Annotated in this window: 18 protein-coding genes; 5 read left to right on the top strand and 13 right to left on the bottom strand. The window is 39.2% G+C overall.

Annotated features, from left to right (window positions below; all coding sequences use genetic code 11):
- The first annotated feature begins 14 nt into the window (after nt 1-14).
- Nucleotides 15-692 carry a type 1 glutamine amidotransferase domain-containing protein gene (locus H9565_RS13045; protein WP_215440333.1) on the top strand — a complete coding sequence of 226 codons (678 nt, stop codon included), beginning with the start codon at nt 15-17 and terminating at the stop codon, nt 690-692.
- Nucleotides 693-775: 83 nt separating this feature from the next.
- On the opposite strand, the gene H9565_RS13040 is transcribed toward H9565_RS13045, so the two are convergent.
- A complete protein-coding gene (locus H9565_RS13040; protein ID WP_215440332.1) occupies nt 776-1699 on the bottom strand; it encodes a LysR family transcriptional regulator in 924 nt (307 codons plus the stop codon).
- Between the two features lie 93 nt (nt 1700-1792).
- Between H9565_RS13040 and H9565_RS13035 the strand changes: the two genes are divergently transcribed.
- Nucleotides 1793-2395, top strand: coding sequence for an NAD(P)H-dependent oxidoreductase (locus H9565_RS13035; RefSeq protein WP_215440331.1), 603 nt, complete (start codon nt 1793-1795; stop codon nt 2393-2395).
- Nucleotides 2396-2547: 152 nt separating this feature from the next.
- Here H9565_RS13035 and H9565_RS13030 read toward each other — a convergent pair whose 3' ends face one another.
- The gene (locus tag H9565_RS13030) at nt 2548-3156 is read right to left on the bottom strand and encodes a class I SAM-dependent methyltransferase (protein WP_215440330.1); all 609 of its coding nucleotides are present in this window, start codon (nt 3154-3156) and stop codon (nt 2548-2550) included.
- 20 nt (nt 3157-3176) lie between these two features.
- Nucleotides 3177-4085 carry an NAD(P)/FAD-dependent oxidoreductase gene (locus H9565_RS13025; RefSeq protein ID WP_215440329.1) on the bottom strand — a complete coding sequence of 303 codons (909 nt, stop codon included), beginning with the start codon at nt 4083-4085 and terminating at the stop codon, nt 3177-3179.
- 107 nt (nt 4086-4192) lie between these two features.
- Between H9565_RS13025 and H9565_RS13020 the strand changes: the two genes are divergently transcribed.
- Entirely contained in the window at nt 4193-4567 is a 375-nt protein-coding gene (locus H9565_RS13020) for a Fur family transcriptional regulator (protein WP_215440328.1), read from the top strand.
- Between the two features lie 20 nt (nt 4568-4587).
- Here the strand turns inward: H9565_RS13020 and H9565_RS13015 are convergent, their stop codons facing one another.
- The 7 genes from H9565_RS13015 to H9565_RS12985 all read right to left on the bottom strand — a co-directional run bounded on the left by H9565_RS13015 (nt 4588) and on the right by H9565_RS12985 (nt 11063).
- Nucleotides 4588-5343, bottom strand: coding sequence for a DUF4405 domain-containing protein (locus H9565_RS13015; RefSeq protein WP_215440327.1), 756 nt, complete (start codon nt 5341-5343; stop codon nt 4588-4590).
- 129 nt (nt 5344-5472) lie between these two features.
- A complete protein-coding gene (locus H9565_RS13010; RefSeq protein ID WP_215440326.1) occupies nt 5473-6198 on the bottom strand; it encodes an SIP domain-containing protein in 726 nt (241 codons plus the stop codon).
- Between the two features lie 167 nt (nt 6199-6365).
- The gene (locus H9565_RS13005; RefSeq protein ID WP_215440325.1) at nt 6366-7166 is read right to left on the bottom strand and encodes an alpha/beta fold hydrolase; all 801 of its coding nucleotides are present in this window, start codon (nt 7164-7166) and stop codon (nt 6366-6368) included.
- Nucleotides 7167-7275: 109 nt separating this feature from the next.
- On the bottom strand, nt 7276-8091 hold the full coding sequence (locus H9565_RS13000) for an HIRAN domain-containing protein (protein WP_215440324.1): 816 nt from the start codon (nt 8089-8091) through the stop codon (nt 7276-7278).
- A 124-nt stretch (nt 8092-8215) separates the two neighbouring features.
- A complete protein-coding gene (locus tag H9565_RS12995; RefSeq protein WP_215440323.1) occupies nt 8216-9418 on the bottom strand; it encodes a PQQ-dependent sugar dehydrogenase in 1203 nt (400 codons plus the stop codon).
- A gap of 18 nt (nt 9419-9436) precedes the next feature.
- Entirely contained in the window at nt 9437-10330 is an 894-nt protein-coding gene (locus H9565_RS12990) for a sugar phosphate isomerase/epimerase family protein (RefSeq protein WP_215440322.1), read from the bottom strand.
- Nucleotides 10331-10433: 103 nt separating this feature from the next.
- On the bottom strand, nt 10434-11063 hold the full coding sequence (locus H9565_RS12985) for an SDR family oxidoreductase (protein ID WP_215440321.1): 630 nt from the start codon (nt 11061-11063) through the stop codon (nt 10434-10436).
- A 166-nt stretch (nt 11064-11229) separates the two neighbouring features.
- Between H9565_RS12985 and H9565_RS12980 the strand changes: the two genes are divergently transcribed.
- Nucleotides 11230-11805 (top strand): pseudouridine synthase, encoded by a 576-nt coding sequence (locus H9565_RS12980; protein WP_394370254.1) that lies wholly within the window; start codon nt 11230-11232, stop codon nt 11803-11805.
- Nucleotides 11806-11817: 12 nt separating this feature from the next.
- On the opposite strand, the gene H9565_RS12975 is transcribed toward H9565_RS12980, so the two are convergent.
- Nucleotides 11818-12501, bottom strand: coding sequence for a 3-keto-disaccharide hydrolase (locus H9565_RS12975; protein WP_215440319.1), 684 nt, complete (start codon nt 12499-12501; stop codon nt 11818-11820).
- 72 nt (nt 12502-12573) lie between these two features.
- Nucleotides 12574-13029, bottom strand: coding sequence for a cold-shock protein (locus H9565_RS12970; protein WP_215440318.1), 456 nt, complete (start codon nt 13027-13029; stop codon nt 12574-12576).
- A gap of 411 nt (nt 13030-13440) precedes the next feature.
- Between H9565_RS12970 and H9565_RS12965 the strand changes: the two genes are divergently transcribed.
- The gene (locus H9565_RS12965; RefSeq protein WP_215440317.1) at nt 13441-14913 is read left to right on the top strand and encodes a c-type cytochrome; all 1473 of its coding nucleotides are present in this window, start codon (nt 13441-13443) and stop codon (nt 14911-14913) included.
- Nucleotides 14914-14986: 73 nt separating this feature from the next.
- Here the strand turns inward: H9565_RS12965 and H9565_RS12960 are convergent, their stop codons facing one another.
- The gene (locus H9565_RS12960; RefSeq protein WP_215440316.1) at nt 14987-15781 is read right to left on the bottom strand and encodes a hypothetical protein; all 795 of its coding nucleotides are present in this window, start codon (nt 15779-15781) and stop codon (nt 14987-14989) included.
- Nucleotides 15782-15851: the final 70 nt, after the last annotated feature.

The raw sequence follows: 15851 nt of genomic DNA, 5'->3' as shown, positions 1-15851 counted from the left end.
TAAAAATTTAAAAGATGAAAATATTATTCGTTTTAACCTCTCACGATAAATTGGGAGATACAGGTAAAAAAACTGGATTTTGGGTAGAAGAATTTGCAAATCCATACTATACATTATTGGACAAAGGTGCAGATATTACCTTGGCAACACCAAAAGGTGGCGCTGCTCCCATTGACCCGAGCAGTAATACTCCAGACGCAAGTACTGCAGATACAGAGCGTTTTGAGAAAGACCCGGTAGCACAGGAAAAAATCAAGAACACAAAAGTATTGGCAGATATGAATGCCGATGATTTTGATGCGGTTTTCTATCCCGGTGGCCATGGTCCGTTATGGGATTTGGCAAATGACGCCAATTCTATCGCTTTAATCGAAAAATTCAATGAGCAGAAAAAACCTATCGCTTTTGTATGTCACGCTCCCGCCGCTCTAAAAAGCGTAAAAGGAAATGACGGTGAATTCTTGGTAAAAGGTAAAAAAGTTACCGGATTCACAAATACAGAAGAAGATGCTGTTCAGCTTACGGATGTTGTTCCGTTCTTGGTTGAAGATGCATTAAAAGAAAATGGAGGTATCTACTCTAAAGGTGAAGATTGGGCAGCTTACGCATTGCAAGACGGCAACCTGATTACAGGTCAGAATCCTGCTTCATCTGAACTCGTAGCCGAAAAACTTTTGGCTAGTTTAAACTAATTGTAGTTCCCCCGATTTTCCAAAAAAGCTTACCGGTCTTGCCGGTAAGCTTTTTTTAATTCTAAAAATTAATCAGCTCTGGTTTAAACCCCTTTGTCTACCTCAGTTTTCATTTTAGTTCTGAATATACCTTGGAGCACTTTCAACTCTTTCTTGTACTTTAAATCGGTTCGGGATGCAAAATACAAGGTGTTTTCCGTGTTTACTATTCCGTCCCAAATACGCTTGATTTCATTATTTGAAATAGCCTCATGGCATAAAAAATCAGGAACTAAGGCCAATCCATTTTCGTTACTCAAACACCTAATAATAGAGCCAATATTGGGCAGAATATAATTGGGTTTAAAACTAGGGCGCTTTTTAAAGTTTTCATACCAGAAACGTCTAAAGTGCTCCATTTCATTAGACGCACTATACCATGTATTCCGCTGAAGTTCTTCTTCCAGTTCCTCATAATTGTGGGACTTTATATGGGCTTCTACCCTAGATGTATCCGTCTTGATTCCAGCAATTAAAATAATCCGCTCCTTTGAAAAAGCCGTATATTCTACTAGAGATTTTTTATCACTTTGTTTTCTTGGTGTAATTACCAAATCCAATAATCCATTGTTTAAATCCTTTATCAAATCCGTATGTGCTCCAAACTTGGCAACCAAATCAAACTCTAATTTGGGAATTACGTGCTCAATACTGTGTTGGAACATTTCGGAACACATCCCAACATGTAACGATGGATTTTTTTCTTGGGTAGTTTTTTTAAAATGTTGTTCCGCTATCTCTAGCTTGTTAATGGATTCTATGATGTATTCGTACAAAAACTTGCCCTCTTCCGTTGGAATCATTTTTCTTGAGGTGCGTTCAAATAGCTTTTTACCCACATAGGCCTCTAAGGCGTTTAGGTGGACGCTTACCCCAGGCTGCGAGGCATATAACGCTACGGAAGCGTTAGTTAAAGTTCCGTTTTCATATATCTCTTTAAACGTCCGGTACCATTCCAAATTCACCATATCTATAAATTTATTGATACAAAGGTATGATTTGTATTATTTTTACAATAGATGTAATGACTTTAATTTTGTCTTGAATTTAAAAAAAGACAGATGAAAAATATTTTTATTATAAATGGAAGCCATCCTTTTGCGCATTCCGGAGGAAAGTTCAACGAGTCCCTGTTTGAAACTACGGTTGCCTATTTTAAGGCGTTAGATGATACCGCCGTACAGACTACACAAGTGGGTGATTCCTATGACCCATTGGAAGAAGTTGAAAAGTTTAAATGGGCAGATTTGATTATTTACCACACGCCTATTTGGTGGTTTCAATTGCCATTTGGTTTTAAGCAATATATTGATGTGGTATTTACGGGAGGACATCAAAACGGTATCTATACCAGTGATGGCCGAAGCAGTAAAAATCCGGATATCAATTACGGAACCGGAGGTTTAATGCATGGAAAAAAATACATTTTAACCACAAGTTGGAATGCCCCTAAAGCTGCTTTTACTTTGGAAAATGAATTTTTTGAGCAAAAAAGTGTTGACGATGGGGTTATGTTCGGTTTTCATAAAATGAATGCTTTTGCGGGTTTAGAACGCTTAGCTACGCATCACTTTCACGATATGGAGAAAAATGCCAACGTACCCTTAGAACTGGAGAAATACAACACTTTTTTAAATGAAGTCACGCAACTTCAAGAGGTATAAACTGTTGAACATCTCATAAATCTCAGGCTACTAATTGTAATTTATTACGCAGCAGTTAAGTTTTGAAGCCCCGTAGGCATATATATTCCAATCTAACAAAAGAGCTTACCGGAAAAACCGGTAAGCTCTTATAGTTTACTTATAAAGTTGGACTAAACAGCCGTTTTTTTACATTCTATGAAATACATAGGTTGGCTCTCCTCTACCTCTGTAATTTTAAAGAGTCCATACTTTTCAAACTCCGTTTGTACAGATGCCTTATCATAATAAAATAATTGTACGCCTTGGTGAAATTCGTATCGGTCCTGACCAATTAATTTTCCCTTTCCAAAATTAGTGGCGTCTTTTGTTATGGCCGTAAACACCATAGTCCCATTTTCCGTCAATTGATTATAACAATCCTGAATAAGCTTGGCGCGTTCCTTAACATCCAATAAATGGATGAGGGCGTAACAAAAAATTCCGTCGTACTTCACGTCGTCAAATGGCATATCTCCTACTGAACCGCAATGAAAACTCATAGTATTGCCGTAATGTTTTTTGGCTAGTTCTATAGCGGTTTTGGATATTTCAATGCCGGTAACCTGCATACCTTGCTCTACAAAAAGTTGTGCATTTCGGCCATAACCAACACCTGGAGCAAGGATATTTTTGGCAGATTGCCCAACAAAAAGGTCTCTGGCCAACAAAGCGGATTTTGCAGGCCTTAAGCCCCACATTTCCTGTTTGTTCACAAAATTATCTTCCCAAAATTCAGCCATTTTAACGGGTTGTATTTGTTTTAGAATTCTTCATGGGCCAGCTCCATATTCACTATTGCACCTGCCTTATTACCTTCTGCAACGGCCGATGCTACAGACCGTAAGCGAGTGGTATTGTCCCCACACGCAAACAATCCGGGAACTGTGGTTTTTTGCATGGCATCCACCTCTATATAACCTTGTTCGTTCAACTCACATCCTAAATGAGCCGGTATATCCGAATGTTGTGTAAAGGGTAGACTCGCATAAGTAGCATCAAAACCTTCTTTACTTCCATCCTTAAAAATCACATTTTTAATATACCCATTTTCATGTTCGATCTCGGATATCTCTTTTTCAATAATGCGTATGTTATTCTTTTGGAGCTTCAACAGCTGTTCCTCATTAAAATCGGCTGGTCCATTGGTTAAAACCGTGAGGTCATTCGTAAGATTATGAACCAAGGACGCCAAGTGCATTGCCCTATCTCCATTGGCCATCAAACCTGTTTTTTTATTTCTTATTTCATATCCGTGGCAATACGGACAATGAACGACCGAGATTCCCCAACAGCTAGAAAAGCCTTTTATATTGGGCATTACATCATGAATTCCAGTAGCAAAAATCACTTTCTTTCCTGTATATATTTTTTCTGATTGCGTTATAATCTGAAAATTTTCACCCAATGTATTTCCCGTTACGGCAATATCATTAACAAAAGTAACCGTCTCATAGGCTAACACCTGAGACTTGGCCTTTTCAGTTATAGCACTTGGTTTTTCCCCATCAAGGGTTATAAAATTATGGGAATGTGGCGTTTGCCTGTTACAGGGCTTACCGCCATCTATAATAAGTACGTTTCGTAAGGAGCGCCCCAAAGCCATTGCCGCCGAGAGTCCTGCGTAACTTCCACCTACTATTATTACATCAAAATTTGTATCTGTAGTCATAACATTATTTTTTAATGCGAATTTGTCGCATTAGTATACTTTGCAAATATAGCAGATTTTTGTATTATTGCAACACAGTTGCATTTAATTTTAAAAATGCTTTTTTCATGAAAAGACGAAATACACCTACCAAGGAAGCGGTACTTTCTGTTTTAAGCTCTACCACCAAAGCCATGAGCCAAAATGCCATTGAGCAAAAAATAGACATGGACATTGACCGGGCTACCATTTACCGGGTATTGAACCGCTTTTGTGATGATGGAGTCCTGCATAAGGTGGTAGCAGATGATGGCAAGCAGTATTTTGCCCTTTGTATAAAGTGCGATGAAAAGGAGAAACCATTGCACCACTTTCATTTTAGGTGCACCCAATGCGAGACTATAGAATGTTTGCCCGTTCCCGTAAACTTTGCACTGGACCAAGGCTATGATGTGCAAAGTGTAAATTGTGTACTTACCGGGGTTTGTAACGACTGTAGTTAATGCCACTACTCCCCCTAGTTTTACTTTAGTTTCTTTTTAATCCGAACAATACCTCCGGTAATCAGAGCCGGGACTGCAGTAAGAACGGCTACCTTAACAAAAGGCAACACGTATCGCATCCAACTTTTTCCTAGTTTCTTGGGTTCTTCGCCTGTAGAGATTTGCACACCTTCCCTAAAGCCTTCGGCCCAAGAACTATATTCTACAAAATAAATCAAGATAGACAGTATTATACTCAAACCCAACAGAAACATCAGCTGGCGGGACCTATTGGCAAGGATAGTGCCCACGTAGGTCAGGTGATGTACATCTGCCTTAAACTTGAGTTTACTAAAGGCCCCTACTATCCAGCGCCAGTGCAGGGCAATGTGAATTCCAAAAATAAGCATGAAGAGCGCAGCACTCACGTCATGGATTTTAGTCCAAAAATTATCTGGTTGAGGATGCATTCCAAAAAGTGGTAAAACCGACTCCGATATGGCGATTCCCGAAATCGTTAGCACAATCATAAACAGGTACAACGTCCAATTTAGAACATAGTCAAAACGAGTCTTATTAGGCGCTTTCTTAAAAAACTTTTTTGAGTTTGTTGTTATCCAGTTCCAATTGATGATAAGGTGCAGAAAGAACGGTAAAATAATTACAAAGCTACCCCATTCGTGAATTGGAATTCCCGTGGTCTGCGGTACGAGTACCAAAATCATTAGCGCGAAGAAGAACAGATCTACGTAGATTCTAATTTTTGAAGTTTTCTTTTTCGGTGGAATTTCACTCATCTGGATATGCTGTTTTTGACAAGCAAAGATGTAATTTACACTTGCCCGAATAAAGGTAAAAGAAGGTAATGGGTGGTAAATGTGATACCCAAAGCAAAACGGCTCTGTCTTCTATGCATCAAAAGAAGTCTATTCCAGCCCTTTTTTTTCCGGGTTCCAAAAAGGTTTGGTCTTAATTTGTTTGGTGCTCCAATTAAGTTGCTTTCTAAAATACTGGTTCAGGGCTAAACAAAGTCTACTATCCCCAGCAATATAGACCATCTTTGTACCTTTTAACTTAGCCAGTAATTCTTCCAGCTTTAGTTGTATTTCTTCATATGGGTTTTGCTCCATTTCGTAGAAATTAAAAGGTGTTTTACCGTCTACGTCCGCAAAGAGTTCGGTCATATCTTGACTGTAAATAATGCTTTCTATCTGTTTCTCTGCGGATAAATTGCGTTTGATCATATAAAGGTGGGACAAGGCCGATAAGTCTCCGATCATGAGATAACTATCCGCTTGGTCATCCAACAGAAAATTCCCTTTTTTCCATTTAAAATGTACCCTGGTATCCGTTTGGCAGTTTTTGACCCAATTCGCCCCTATTCCACCACTATGGGTAGCGATGGCTAGGTCTATGGTCTCATTTTCGCGATTTATATCCCAAACGCTATAGCTCCTTACTTTGTCCTTTATGGACGAATCTTCTTGACCTATACCAACCCCCAAACGAACAAAATAGCCTGGTTTAAAATTTACATTCCTAATATGGGCACTTTTAATCCTGACTTTATAAACGGATTCCGATAATTGCTCTTTATAGGTAATCGTTCCTTTTTCCAGTACTTTTTTTATGAGGGTCTCAACTATTCCCATGGGGTATATTTTATGCGAATTATAATTATTTTTTAATAAACGGCCATGACTTTTGTATATCACAACCTAATGAAAAATCCAAATGATGCTCCTATGCTGGAATCAACGGATTGATTCCAATTGGACTAATGACGTACGTAATGGTTTAATGGAAATTTGTGTTTTAACTATTCCTTATAATCTACACTATCAAGTATGAAATCTACTATAGGTCCGGGATTTTCCAAGCTGTGCGGATGATGACCTACCCCCTCTTTTCGGATAAGCTTTATGGTGCCTCCGGCAGCTTCAAATTTTTCTTTGAGCAATGCCGTGTTTTCCTCAAAAGGAACCACCACATCTACAGCTCCATATACGTGTAGAACAGGAATACCGGCTTCTGCCACCTTTACACCTGTATGGATGGGAATGCCTTCAAAACTTTTTACGGAAACCGAGTCCAGCCCATGGGCCGCCAAGCAACATTCCCAATCTTTGGGACTTCCTTCTCCGCTGTACAGACCTCCTGGCCAACTTTTAATATCACACACCGGGGCATCGGCATAGATGGTAAAAACCTTGTCCGTGTTTTGTGCCGCCCAATTGTATATGATGAGTCCGCCACGGCTCAAACCTTCCAACACCACTTTTTTGTTCAAGTTATATTCTGAAATGCAATAGGCATAAAAATCGTTCCAGAGCTGTACGGCCCGTTCATTCCCGAATAAATGCGCCACATCTACGTAAACCACATGAAACCCTTTTTCCAGAAGGGCTTTATCTACTTGTGGTTCAGCACCCCAAAAACGGGCACGCCAAATCCAGTAGCCATTAGCATTTGCTTTCTTGGGAAATACCACCTTGGCATCACGCCCCTGAAACACAAACTCTTTTACCTCATATTCCGAAAAAACCGAGTCTTTTGCAAAAGCCGTTAGCGAAACAAAAAGCATAATTAGAATAAGAATATGAGTGGTGTTTTGTTTCATTTTTGGTTGGGTTTATATGGGTTGAAAAATGGGTTTGAGATTAAATGAATTTAATCAATCTTAGTGCGAGTGTGATGTTTATGATAGTTGGGTTTTACAAGGCGATTGACTACATCTTCTTCAACATTTTTTTTGCTAATTCAATTCGATTTAGAGTCTTTTCTCTGTACTTTTCATTTAATGCTTCGATTAAATCTTGATGTTGCTCCAATTCTAATAATTCTTCCCAATTCTTCTCTTTTTCTAAATGACTTGAAATAGAAGGAATAAGATTCTTGGGAAAGAAATAATTGATCTCAGATGGATTATTTAAAGAAACTAATAGTTTTGCTATTTCTCTATGTCTGTCTAAAATTTCAAAATACTTAATAGTTGACTTTTCTTTTTTTCTAATTTGAGCTTGATTTTCAATTTTAAGATTTAAAACCTTTTCAAGTTTTTCTAATTGACTTGATGTTAACCCCACTGGAATATATACAACTCCATACCACTTATTATCATAATCATCATAAGAAATTTCACCCCAAACGAGGACTTTCCCATTATTCCATTCTACAAGGGAGTTATTCAATCTTCTATTTCCCTTAGGCGCGTAACCGAGCAACTTATTTTCCTGATTAAAAATACTAACAGCATGTTTATCGTGTGAATTATTTTCACATTTGGCAAATCCCACAAATTCTCCAGTATGACTTTTAAAATCTAAATTTTGATAAAACATACCTTTTAAATCAAATGTTTTAATTCCTTTTTTCTTGTAAAGGGTCTTATCTCCTGCCGTTCTAATATGGTTAACTTTTTCTGTCGAATTTTTCTTTTTATTCACAGTATTTCTTGAAGAGTTTGAAGCCTTACCCGACTTGACTTTTCTAATGAAATAAATAGTAACTATTAAGATTATTATAACCGAGACTAACTCTACCATTTTATTTTTATTAAAGGCTACAATGCAAAATACATCGTTATATCCAATTTTCGGAATACAAACGATGTATTTTCTTAAGCTTTATAAAGTAACGAATTAGTGCAGCCACTATCTCGTAATTTCCCTACTCCACACTCGCCACTTGGCTACTTCCATCATCATAACTCACTCTATAAATAGCATCACCAAAATCATCGGAAATCAATAAAGAGCCATCTTTTAGGAACAGTACGTCTACTGGTCTACCAAATGCTTCTTGACTTTCTTCATCCAGCCAACCTTCTAAAAAGGTTTCATAAGCTACCGCCTCATTGTTTTCAAGCTTTACCAAAGAAATACGGTACCCGGACTTTTTGGAACGGTTCCAAGAGCCATGTTCCGCTATAAAAGCGTACTGCTTGTACTTCTCAGGAAACATATCTCCGGTATAAAACTTTACCCCCAACGGAGCCACGTGGGCACCTAAATTCTGTACGGGCGCCACAAAATCCGAGCAAGGGCGTTGGTCTCCAAATTCAGGATCTTTAATGGTTCCGCCATGACAAAACGGATATCCAAAATGCTGACCGGCTTCCGTAACACGGTTCAACTCACATGGGGGAATATCATCGCCCATCATATCCCTACCGTTATCCGTAAAGTACATTTCCTTGGTTTCCGGGTGCCACGTAAAACCAACCGTATTCCGTACACCATGCGCATAAATCTCACGGTTGCTTCCGTCAGGATCCATACGGGTAATAGAGGCAAAACGTTTGTCCACTACGGTAGAATCACAAATATTACAAGGTGCTCCTACTGGTACATACAATTTATCGTCCGGACCAAAAGCAATGTATTTCCAACCATGGTGAAACGCTTCCGGATAATCATCATAAATAACCTTTCGTTCGGGAACACTGTTCAGATTAGCTTCAATATTATCGTAACGGTACAAAGTACTTACATCTGCCACATAAAGCGACCCGTTCCTATAGGCAATTCCGTTAGGGGATTCCAAAGTGGTATCCAACTCAATTACCCTATCTGCCTTAAAATCCCTATCACGGTCCTGAATGGCATATATTTTTTTTTCGTTCCTGGTACCTACGAACAAAGTACCGTCATCTCCCATGGCCATAGAGCGCGCGCCATCAACACTATCTGCATACACCTCAATCTTAAACCCGTCCGGTAATTTCAGACGATCTATGGGCAGTTTGGATTCCGGTTCATCATAAGTTACCATGGGCTCTTTTTCTTGGGCCTTTTGTTTTTTCTCGTTACAGGCCGTAAAACCTACAAGCGCAGCGGCAAGCAAAATAGCTTTAAGGGAATAGTTTTTCATGTGTTTGTTTTTGTGTTATTAGAGGTATTGTTTTAAGTTTTTCTTGAAAAATTTTGCACTGTCCGCTATACTGGTCATGGAGTCTTTTGCAAAATTACTTCCTTGTTCTATATAGTAATATTCTAGGGCATCCGTATCTATTTTAGAAAGCATGTCCACATAATCTATGGAGCCATTGCCCAGCTCCGTATAATCTCTAGTGAGCTTGTCCATATCCTTTATATGCCACATTACGTAACGTCCGGGCTGCTCTGCAATCCATTCTTGAGGGGTCTTTTTAGAGGAATGCATTACCCAATACATATCCATCTGCAGTTTTACCAATTGCGGATTGGTTTCTTTTAAGATGATATCATAACCGGTTTGCCCATTGTGGTCCGTAAACTCAAAATCATGGTTGTGATAGGCAAAGCCGAGTCCCGCGGAATTTACCTGTTCGGCCATCCAATTTAGTTTTTCGCTCAGTACCTTAAAATTTTCAATGGTTCTAAATTCAGGTGCCAGCCAAGGCCAAGTAATATAGGGCTTGTTCAAGATATGCGCCCCTTGGATACAGGCATCCAAATAGCGTCTAAGTTCATCTTTTGGCTTATTGAAATAGGACGAAAAATCATAATGCCCACTAGTGGTGGTAAGGTTTAAATCGTCTAAAATAAGTTTGAATTCCTTTGCCTCATAGCCGTAATAACCAATGGTCTCGGGGTCAAACCCATAGATTTCCAAATCTTCATAGCCCATGGCCCGGGCCTTTTTAAGACTGCCCAGTGGGTCCGCTTTCATGGCATCGCGAATAGTGAACAACTGCAATCCCATTTTATATTTTGATGGATTTCCTAAAGAAATACCGGTAACCGGAAGTAAGGTTGCAGCCGAAGCCATACTACTCTGTTTTATAAAATCTCTTCTGCGCATACTTCCTAACTGTAATTTCTAAATTGGACAAAAAAAAAGGGTCTGCCTAAAAGCAAACCCTAAGATATTACAATCTTTTGGTACGAACGAAAATATCTATAATTTATGAAACCGAATCTATGGCCTCACCTATTAAAGTATCTCCTTCTAAAATCTCAAAAGTGGTATTTTTAACGGCATCATCATGCAATGCGCGAACCAAGGTCTGCGCAACATCGGCCCTACTAATAGAACCTGATTTCTCCAAACTAGAGGCCGCTTTTATCTTTCCCGTCCCCTTATCATTCGTTAATGAACCGGGGCGCACAATGGCATACGTAAGCTTACTATCTTTTAAATAGACATCTGCATTATGCTTTGCTTTTAAATATTCCTGAAGGTCACTTGCCTGTTCCGGATTGTCCGCGCCCATAGAGCTTAACATAACAAACTTCTTTAAATTACCGGATTTTGCAGCGTCTACCATTCTCTTGGCACCTTCTTGGTCTACTTCCTTGACCTTCTTTCCGCCAGAACCGGCAGCAAAGATTACCTTGTCTATATTCTTTACCGTATGCGATATATCTTCTTCCAAATCGCCCATAACCGTAGTAATGTTCTCTTTCTCAAATTGCTCCTTTTGGGATTCTTTACGAACCATGGCAATTGGAGTGAAATATTGGGATTGATTTAAAAGTGTTACTATTTTTTTTCCTGTGGTACCATTGGCACCCGCTACTAATACATTTTCCATTTCATCATTTTTTTAGTTAATACAAAGGTAAGCAGCAAGGGTGCTGCGGCTTGATGCAGAATAATTCATTTTTAACCCAGAAGCACAACCGGCCTAGGTTTTAACCCTAAGTCTTCATTACCTTTATACCATAATCTTGTTTTGAATGACCCACCAACATTTTAAAATGTACAAGCCCTTTGGTTTTATTAGCCAAATGGATTCCAACAATAAAAAGGAAAAACGATCTAAACGTTTTATAAGCGAACTATATCCTTTTGATGATGCGGTTATGGCCATAGGCCGATTGGATTTAAAATCCGAGGGACTCCTTTTAATGACTACCGATGGAAAACTGAGTGATACCGTTAACCGTTCCGGAATAGAAAAAGAATATTACGCCCAATTGGACGGCCTCATTACCCCCGAAGCCATTGAAAAATTACAAAAAGGGGTAGAAATAGGTATTGAAGGCAAAAAGTATTTGACCAAACCCTGCCAAGCTAAACTGATTACCGAAGAACCGGATTTTCCGGAACCGCACCATTTGCTCCGCGTGGGTACCCATAGACCTAATTCATGGCTTTCCGTAACCTTAACGGAAGGTAAGTTTAGACAAGTACGCAAAATGACGGCCCTAGTGGGGTTTCCTACCTTGCGCTTGGTTCGGGTGCGTATAGGAGCCGTCACACTTAAAGGAATGAATCCTTCTGATGTGGTAGACTTTCCCGATTTGCCCGTTGTATTGAATTTGGAAGATTGAGTAACCTAAAATTTACTCCGTTAATTGGGTAATAGGTAGTAGTTCTACTTTGCGGAACTCTACTTCGGAGCCCTCGGCCTGCAATGCAATCCGTCCTGTTTGGGCCGTAGCGTTGTAACCATGGTTGACCAAATCTCCGTTCACCCAAACTTTAATTTCATTTTTCAGGCACTCTATGGTCATACGGTTCCACTCACCTACCGGTTTTTCAGAACCATCAGTAAGGTTAAGAATCCTACGTTTTTTGCCTTCTGTAATGCCCCATTCCGCTTTGGGCCCACGGCGTTCCAGCATATCGTCTACCGTAATATCTTCAACAATACACCAAAAATCACCTGCATTTTCATGCATCATCTGCACCTCTATAGATTTGGGAAACATTTTGTAAAGTGAGCGTGGCGTAGAGGCAAATACAAGAACACCACAATTACCGGGTTCACCGGCAAAACGGTATTCAACTTCCAATCTAAAATCTTCGTAAGTTTTGTCCGTAATGATATGGCCTGCCGGCGTGCCTAAGCTTACCAACATGCCATCTCTTACAATAAAAGGGTTTCTTGCATCCGTACTGTCCATTGCAGGCACATCTATATGCCAACCGCTCAAGTCTTTACCATTAAACAGGCTTTTTGCCGTAGGGGCACAAGACCAAAAGGTAGTAAGTACTACTAAAAAAAGAGTTAGGAACTTTTTCATAGTTATAGAAAACAAACCCCTAAGGTTTTGCTTAATTAGAATACGTTACGACAACTAGGAAGGAGAAAAAAGTTATATTTTCTTTACTCGTACCGCGTTCATGCCTTTCATCCCTTTTTCAAGTTCATAAGATACTTTATCGTTCTCATTGATTTCATCAATAAGACCACTTACGTGAACAAAATACTTTTCTTGATTTTCGGAATCAATGATAAAACCGAATCCTTTTGAGAAGTCAAAATACGACACCTTACCGTTACGTACTGGGTCAAATTCTTCTTCATCTCCTTCTTCTTTTTTAGGAATACCTAAAACAATGTCTTCGGCATCTACCTGAACTTTCTGGGATGGATCTGGCGGGGTATCTACAAGGTTACCGTTATGGTCAACATAGGCGAAAGGGATTCCTTCTCCACCTTCTTTTGCAGCAGCTTTACGTGCGTCTTTTTTCTTCTGTTTTTCCTCTCGTCTCTTTAGACGTTTTTTCTCTTTTTCAGTCTTGTTGTAAGTTTGCTGCGATTTAGCCATTCGGTATTTTTCTTGTTTTAAAATTAGGTTGATAAGGTACGGATTTATTTTTATTTTATTCTGATTCCCATGTTAAGAAATTAAAGAAGACAAACCATCCGAATTACTTCAAAAAAGTGGATTTAATCAGTTCATTAACAAATACTTGTGTATAATTTTTACACAAGAAAAAAGTCTGCTTTTGCATTTCTTTTCGTTTACCCGATAACAAATCATGGCTTTGGAGCGATAGCAAGAGGGAATTCGGAAAATTAAATTGCAAATTATTACCTAGGTCGGTTCTAAGCCTCCTAGTTTTCGGTTTATCTATTATTTTTGTCCTTCACGAGTTAAAACATACATTAACGGCATATATTAGTATCTTTCAACGGCATTATATCCTTCTGTTTCAAGCGAATAAAACTTTATATTTTGAAAAGACCTATCAACATCCTTGCTCTAATGGTTCTATTGATAACTGGGTATGCCTGTTCTAGTGACAGCAATGAATATGAACCCGTACCCGATCAAGAAAACCCTAATCCAACTCCTGATCCAAACTCGGAACCACAACCCGAACCCATAATAGAAGTTGATGCTATTCCTGCATCTGCACAGCGAACCGGCGATGCCACAATTGGTTATGAGTTTTTAATTTCAGGAAACTACATGAGCTCTGGCGTACCTTACGAAGCTTTTTTACAGGGTTTTGGAGCTGACAATAGCAATGTTTTGAACCGTAGTGGAGATAACGCCAATATTGGCTATGAATACACGGCCGTAGATGCGGCCAACGGCGTTAGAATAGTATCTCCTAACTGTATGTCTTGCCATGCCGGTTTTATAAACAATGAATTTGTGCTAGGATTAGGTAGCCATGCGGCGGATTTTACTATCAACAGGGCCGTGAATATGGATTTAGTAAGTACAGGTATTTCATTTTTGTACGGTGGAAAAGATAGTGATGAATGGGAGGCTTTTGATCAATTCAGAAAAAGTATAGAAGCTATTGGTCCAAAGACACTCACCGAAACCAGAGGAGCCAATCCCGCCGATAAGATTACCCGTGTTTTAGCAGCGTACAGAGATAAAAATACTTTGGAGTGGACAGACGAACCCAATGTTGGTGTGCCGGACGAAGTCATTCCTACAGATGTTCCGGCTTGGTGGTTGTTGAAAAAGAAAAATGCTATGTTCTACCACGCAATAGGACGTAAAGATTTTTGCAAATCATTTATTGGCTCTAGCCTGCTTACATTGGACGACAAAGCCAAAGCGGAGGAACTAGACCCAAAAATGCCTGATGTTCTAGCTTACATTTACAGCATTGAAGCTCCTGACTATCCTTTTGAAATTGATGCTAACCTAGCCGCACAAGGGAAACCGGTTTTTGAAGAAAATTGTGTAAAATGTCATGGTTCTTATGGCGATAACGAAACGTATCCCAACCTTTTGGTTGCCCTTTCCACAATAGGAACCGACCCTGAATTATCAAAACTTTACACGGAACCATCGGAACTAAACGATTATTTCCTGGATTGGTTCAATGCAGGATGGTTCGGTACAGGCGCAAATGGATTGGAATTTAACGCTGAAGGCGGATATATTGCTCCTCCCTTAGATGGCGTTTGGGCAACTGCCCCTTACTTCCACAACGGTTCTGTAGCAACTATTGCCGAAGTGTTGAACAGCTCTAAACGTCCTAAATATTGGAGCCGAAGCTACAGCAGTACCGATTATGACAAAGAGAACCTAGGATGGAACTACACAGAAGAAACATCTAAAGTGGACAAAGAAACCTATGATACCACCATAAAAGGTTACGGTAATGGCGGGCATACTTTTGGAGATAACCTTAGCGATACACAGCGTACCGCTTTAATTGAATATTTAAAAACCTTATAAATATTTAGCGATTAAAAATCAAAAAAGCCCTTATCCGTTTGGATAAGGGCTTTTTGTTTTATCGGTGTTAATTCTATTTTAAAGAAATAGTTTCAACTGTACTATCTGGGTATATAAGTGTAGCGGTATCATCACAAGTGCCATCTCCAAAATCAACAGAAACAGCTAAACCATTTTTATCTAAATCCATAGTACCCTTTCCTATATAATCGCACGTAAATTCAGCTTCTAAATCTGAGGTAATACCAATAGTATAGGTGTCATTGTCTGATTTTAGAATCCAATCACCATCAATAGTAAGCATGTTCTTTTCTTCACCAAAAACAAAAGCAAAAGATTTGGTTCCTTTTTCGTAAATCTTTTTATCGTCCTCAAGCGTTAACGTCATATCAACAGTTACATCAAAAACAAGAGAATCATCTTCTCCTTGGCTTATGGCAAAGGCCCTGGTTCCATCTAAACCAATTCCGCCCACCATCAAATCATTATACGTTACGGAATAGGCGTATGAATCGTTATCCGAACCATATAACACACTTAATGAACCGTTTAAGACTTCGTCATTGCCCTCTACGGAACAATTGTCAAAACTTACCGTAAAACCTGTATCGGAATATTCCGCTTCATAGCATGAAGCATCCTTGGCAGATTTACCGGACTCTCTATTACTGAATAAGTCCTGAACGATCATATCAGCCGAACTGGACATTTCATCCGTTTCAAGAACGGTCTTAATTTCGGTCTGATCAATTTTCTGATCTTGCTCGTTATCTAGAATTTCGTTGGCATCATCACTACAACTGAACGCCAAAAGACTAGTGGCTACCACTAGTGCATAAGGTCTAACATTTTTAAACAAATAGCTCATAATCAAATTTATAGGTTTTGCTCTCAGAACGGGTATTCCTGTATTTTATTATAGTTCAGGGGCATTTTAA

The organism is Zobellia russellii (genome assembly GCF_018728565.1).
In the GTDB taxonomy this organism is placed as follows: domain Bacteria; phylum Bacteroidota; class Bacteroidia; order Flavobacteriales; family Flavobacteriaceae; genus Zobellia; species Zobellia russellii.
The sequence above is the reverse complement of the archived record's forward strand: the minus strand, read 5'-3'. Positions and strand labels throughout refer to the sequence as shown.

What these genes read in the sequence shown, in the direction of transcription:
- H9565_RS13045 (WP_215440333.1), top strand. Translation starts at nt 15, where the DNA reads ATGAAAATATTATTCGTTTTAACCTCTCACGATAAATTGGGAGATACA.
- H9565_RS13040 (WP_215440332.1), bottom strand. Translation starts at nt 1,699, where the DNA reads ATGGTGAATTTGGAATGGTACCGGACGTTTAAAGAGATATATGAAAAC.
- H9565_RS13035 (WP_215440331.1), top strand. Translation starts at nt 1,793, where the DNA reads ATGAAAAATATTTTTATTATAAATGGAAGCCATCCTTTTGCGCATTCC.
- H9565_RS13030 (WP_215440330.1), bottom strand. Translation starts at nt 3,156, where the DNA reads ATGGCTGAATTTTGGGAAGATAATTTTGTGAACAAACAGGAAATGTGG.
- H9565_RS13025 (WP_215440329.1), bottom strand. Translation starts at nt 4,085, where the DNA reads ATGACTACAGATACAAATTTTGATGTAATAATAGTAGGTGGAAGTTAC.
- H9565_RS13020 (WP_215440328.1), top strand. Translation starts at nt 4,193, where the DNA reads ATGAAAAGACGAAATACACCTACCAAGGAAGCGGTACTTTCTGTTTTA.
- H9565_RS13015 (WP_215440327.1), bottom strand. Translation starts at nt 5,343, where the DNA reads ATGAGTGAAATTCCACCGAAAAAGAAAACTTCAAAAATTAGAATCTAC.
- H9565_RS13010 (WP_215440326.1), bottom strand. Translation starts at nt 6,198, where the DNA reads ATGGGAATAGTTGAGACCCTCATAAAAAAAGTACTGGAAAAAGGAACG.
- H9565_RS13005 (WP_215440325.1), bottom strand. Translation starts at nt 7,166, where the DNA reads ATGAAACAAAACACCACTCATATTCTTATTCTAATTATGCTTTTTGTT.
- H9565_RS13000 (WP_215440324.1), bottom strand. Translation starts at nt 8,091, where the DNA reads ATGGTAGAGTTAGTCTCGGTTATAATAATCTTAATAGTTACTATTTAT.
- H9565_RS12995 (WP_215440323.1), bottom strand. Translation starts at nt 9,418, where the DNA reads ATGAAAAACTATTCCCTTAAAGCTATTTTGCTTGCCGCTGCGCTTGTA.
- H9565_RS12990 (WP_215440322.1), bottom strand. Translation starts at nt 10,330, where the DNA reads ATGCGCAGAAGAGATTTTATAAAACAGAGTAGTATGGCTTCGGCTGCA.
- H9565_RS12985 (WP_215440321.1), bottom strand. Translation starts at nt 11,063, where the DNA reads ATGGAAAATGTATTAGTAGCGGGTGCCAATGGTACCACAGGAAAAAAA.
- H9565_RS12980 (WP_394370254.1), top strand. Translation starts at nt 11,230, where the DNA reads ATGTACAAGCCCTTTGGTTTTATTAGCCAAATGGATTCCAACAATAAA.
- H9565_RS12975 (WP_215440319.1), bottom strand. Translation starts at nt 12,501, where the DNA reads ATGAAAAAGTTCCTAACTCTTTTTTTAGTAGTACTTACTACCTTTTGG.
- H9565_RS12970 (WP_215440318.1), bottom strand. Translation starts at nt 13,029, where the DNA reads ATGGCTAAATCGCAGCAAACTTACAACAAGACTGAAAAAGAGAAAAAA.
- H9565_RS12960 (WP_215440316.1), bottom strand. Translation starts at nt 15,781, where the DNA reads ATGAGCTATTTGTTTAAAAATGTTAGACCTTATGCACTAGTGGTAGCC.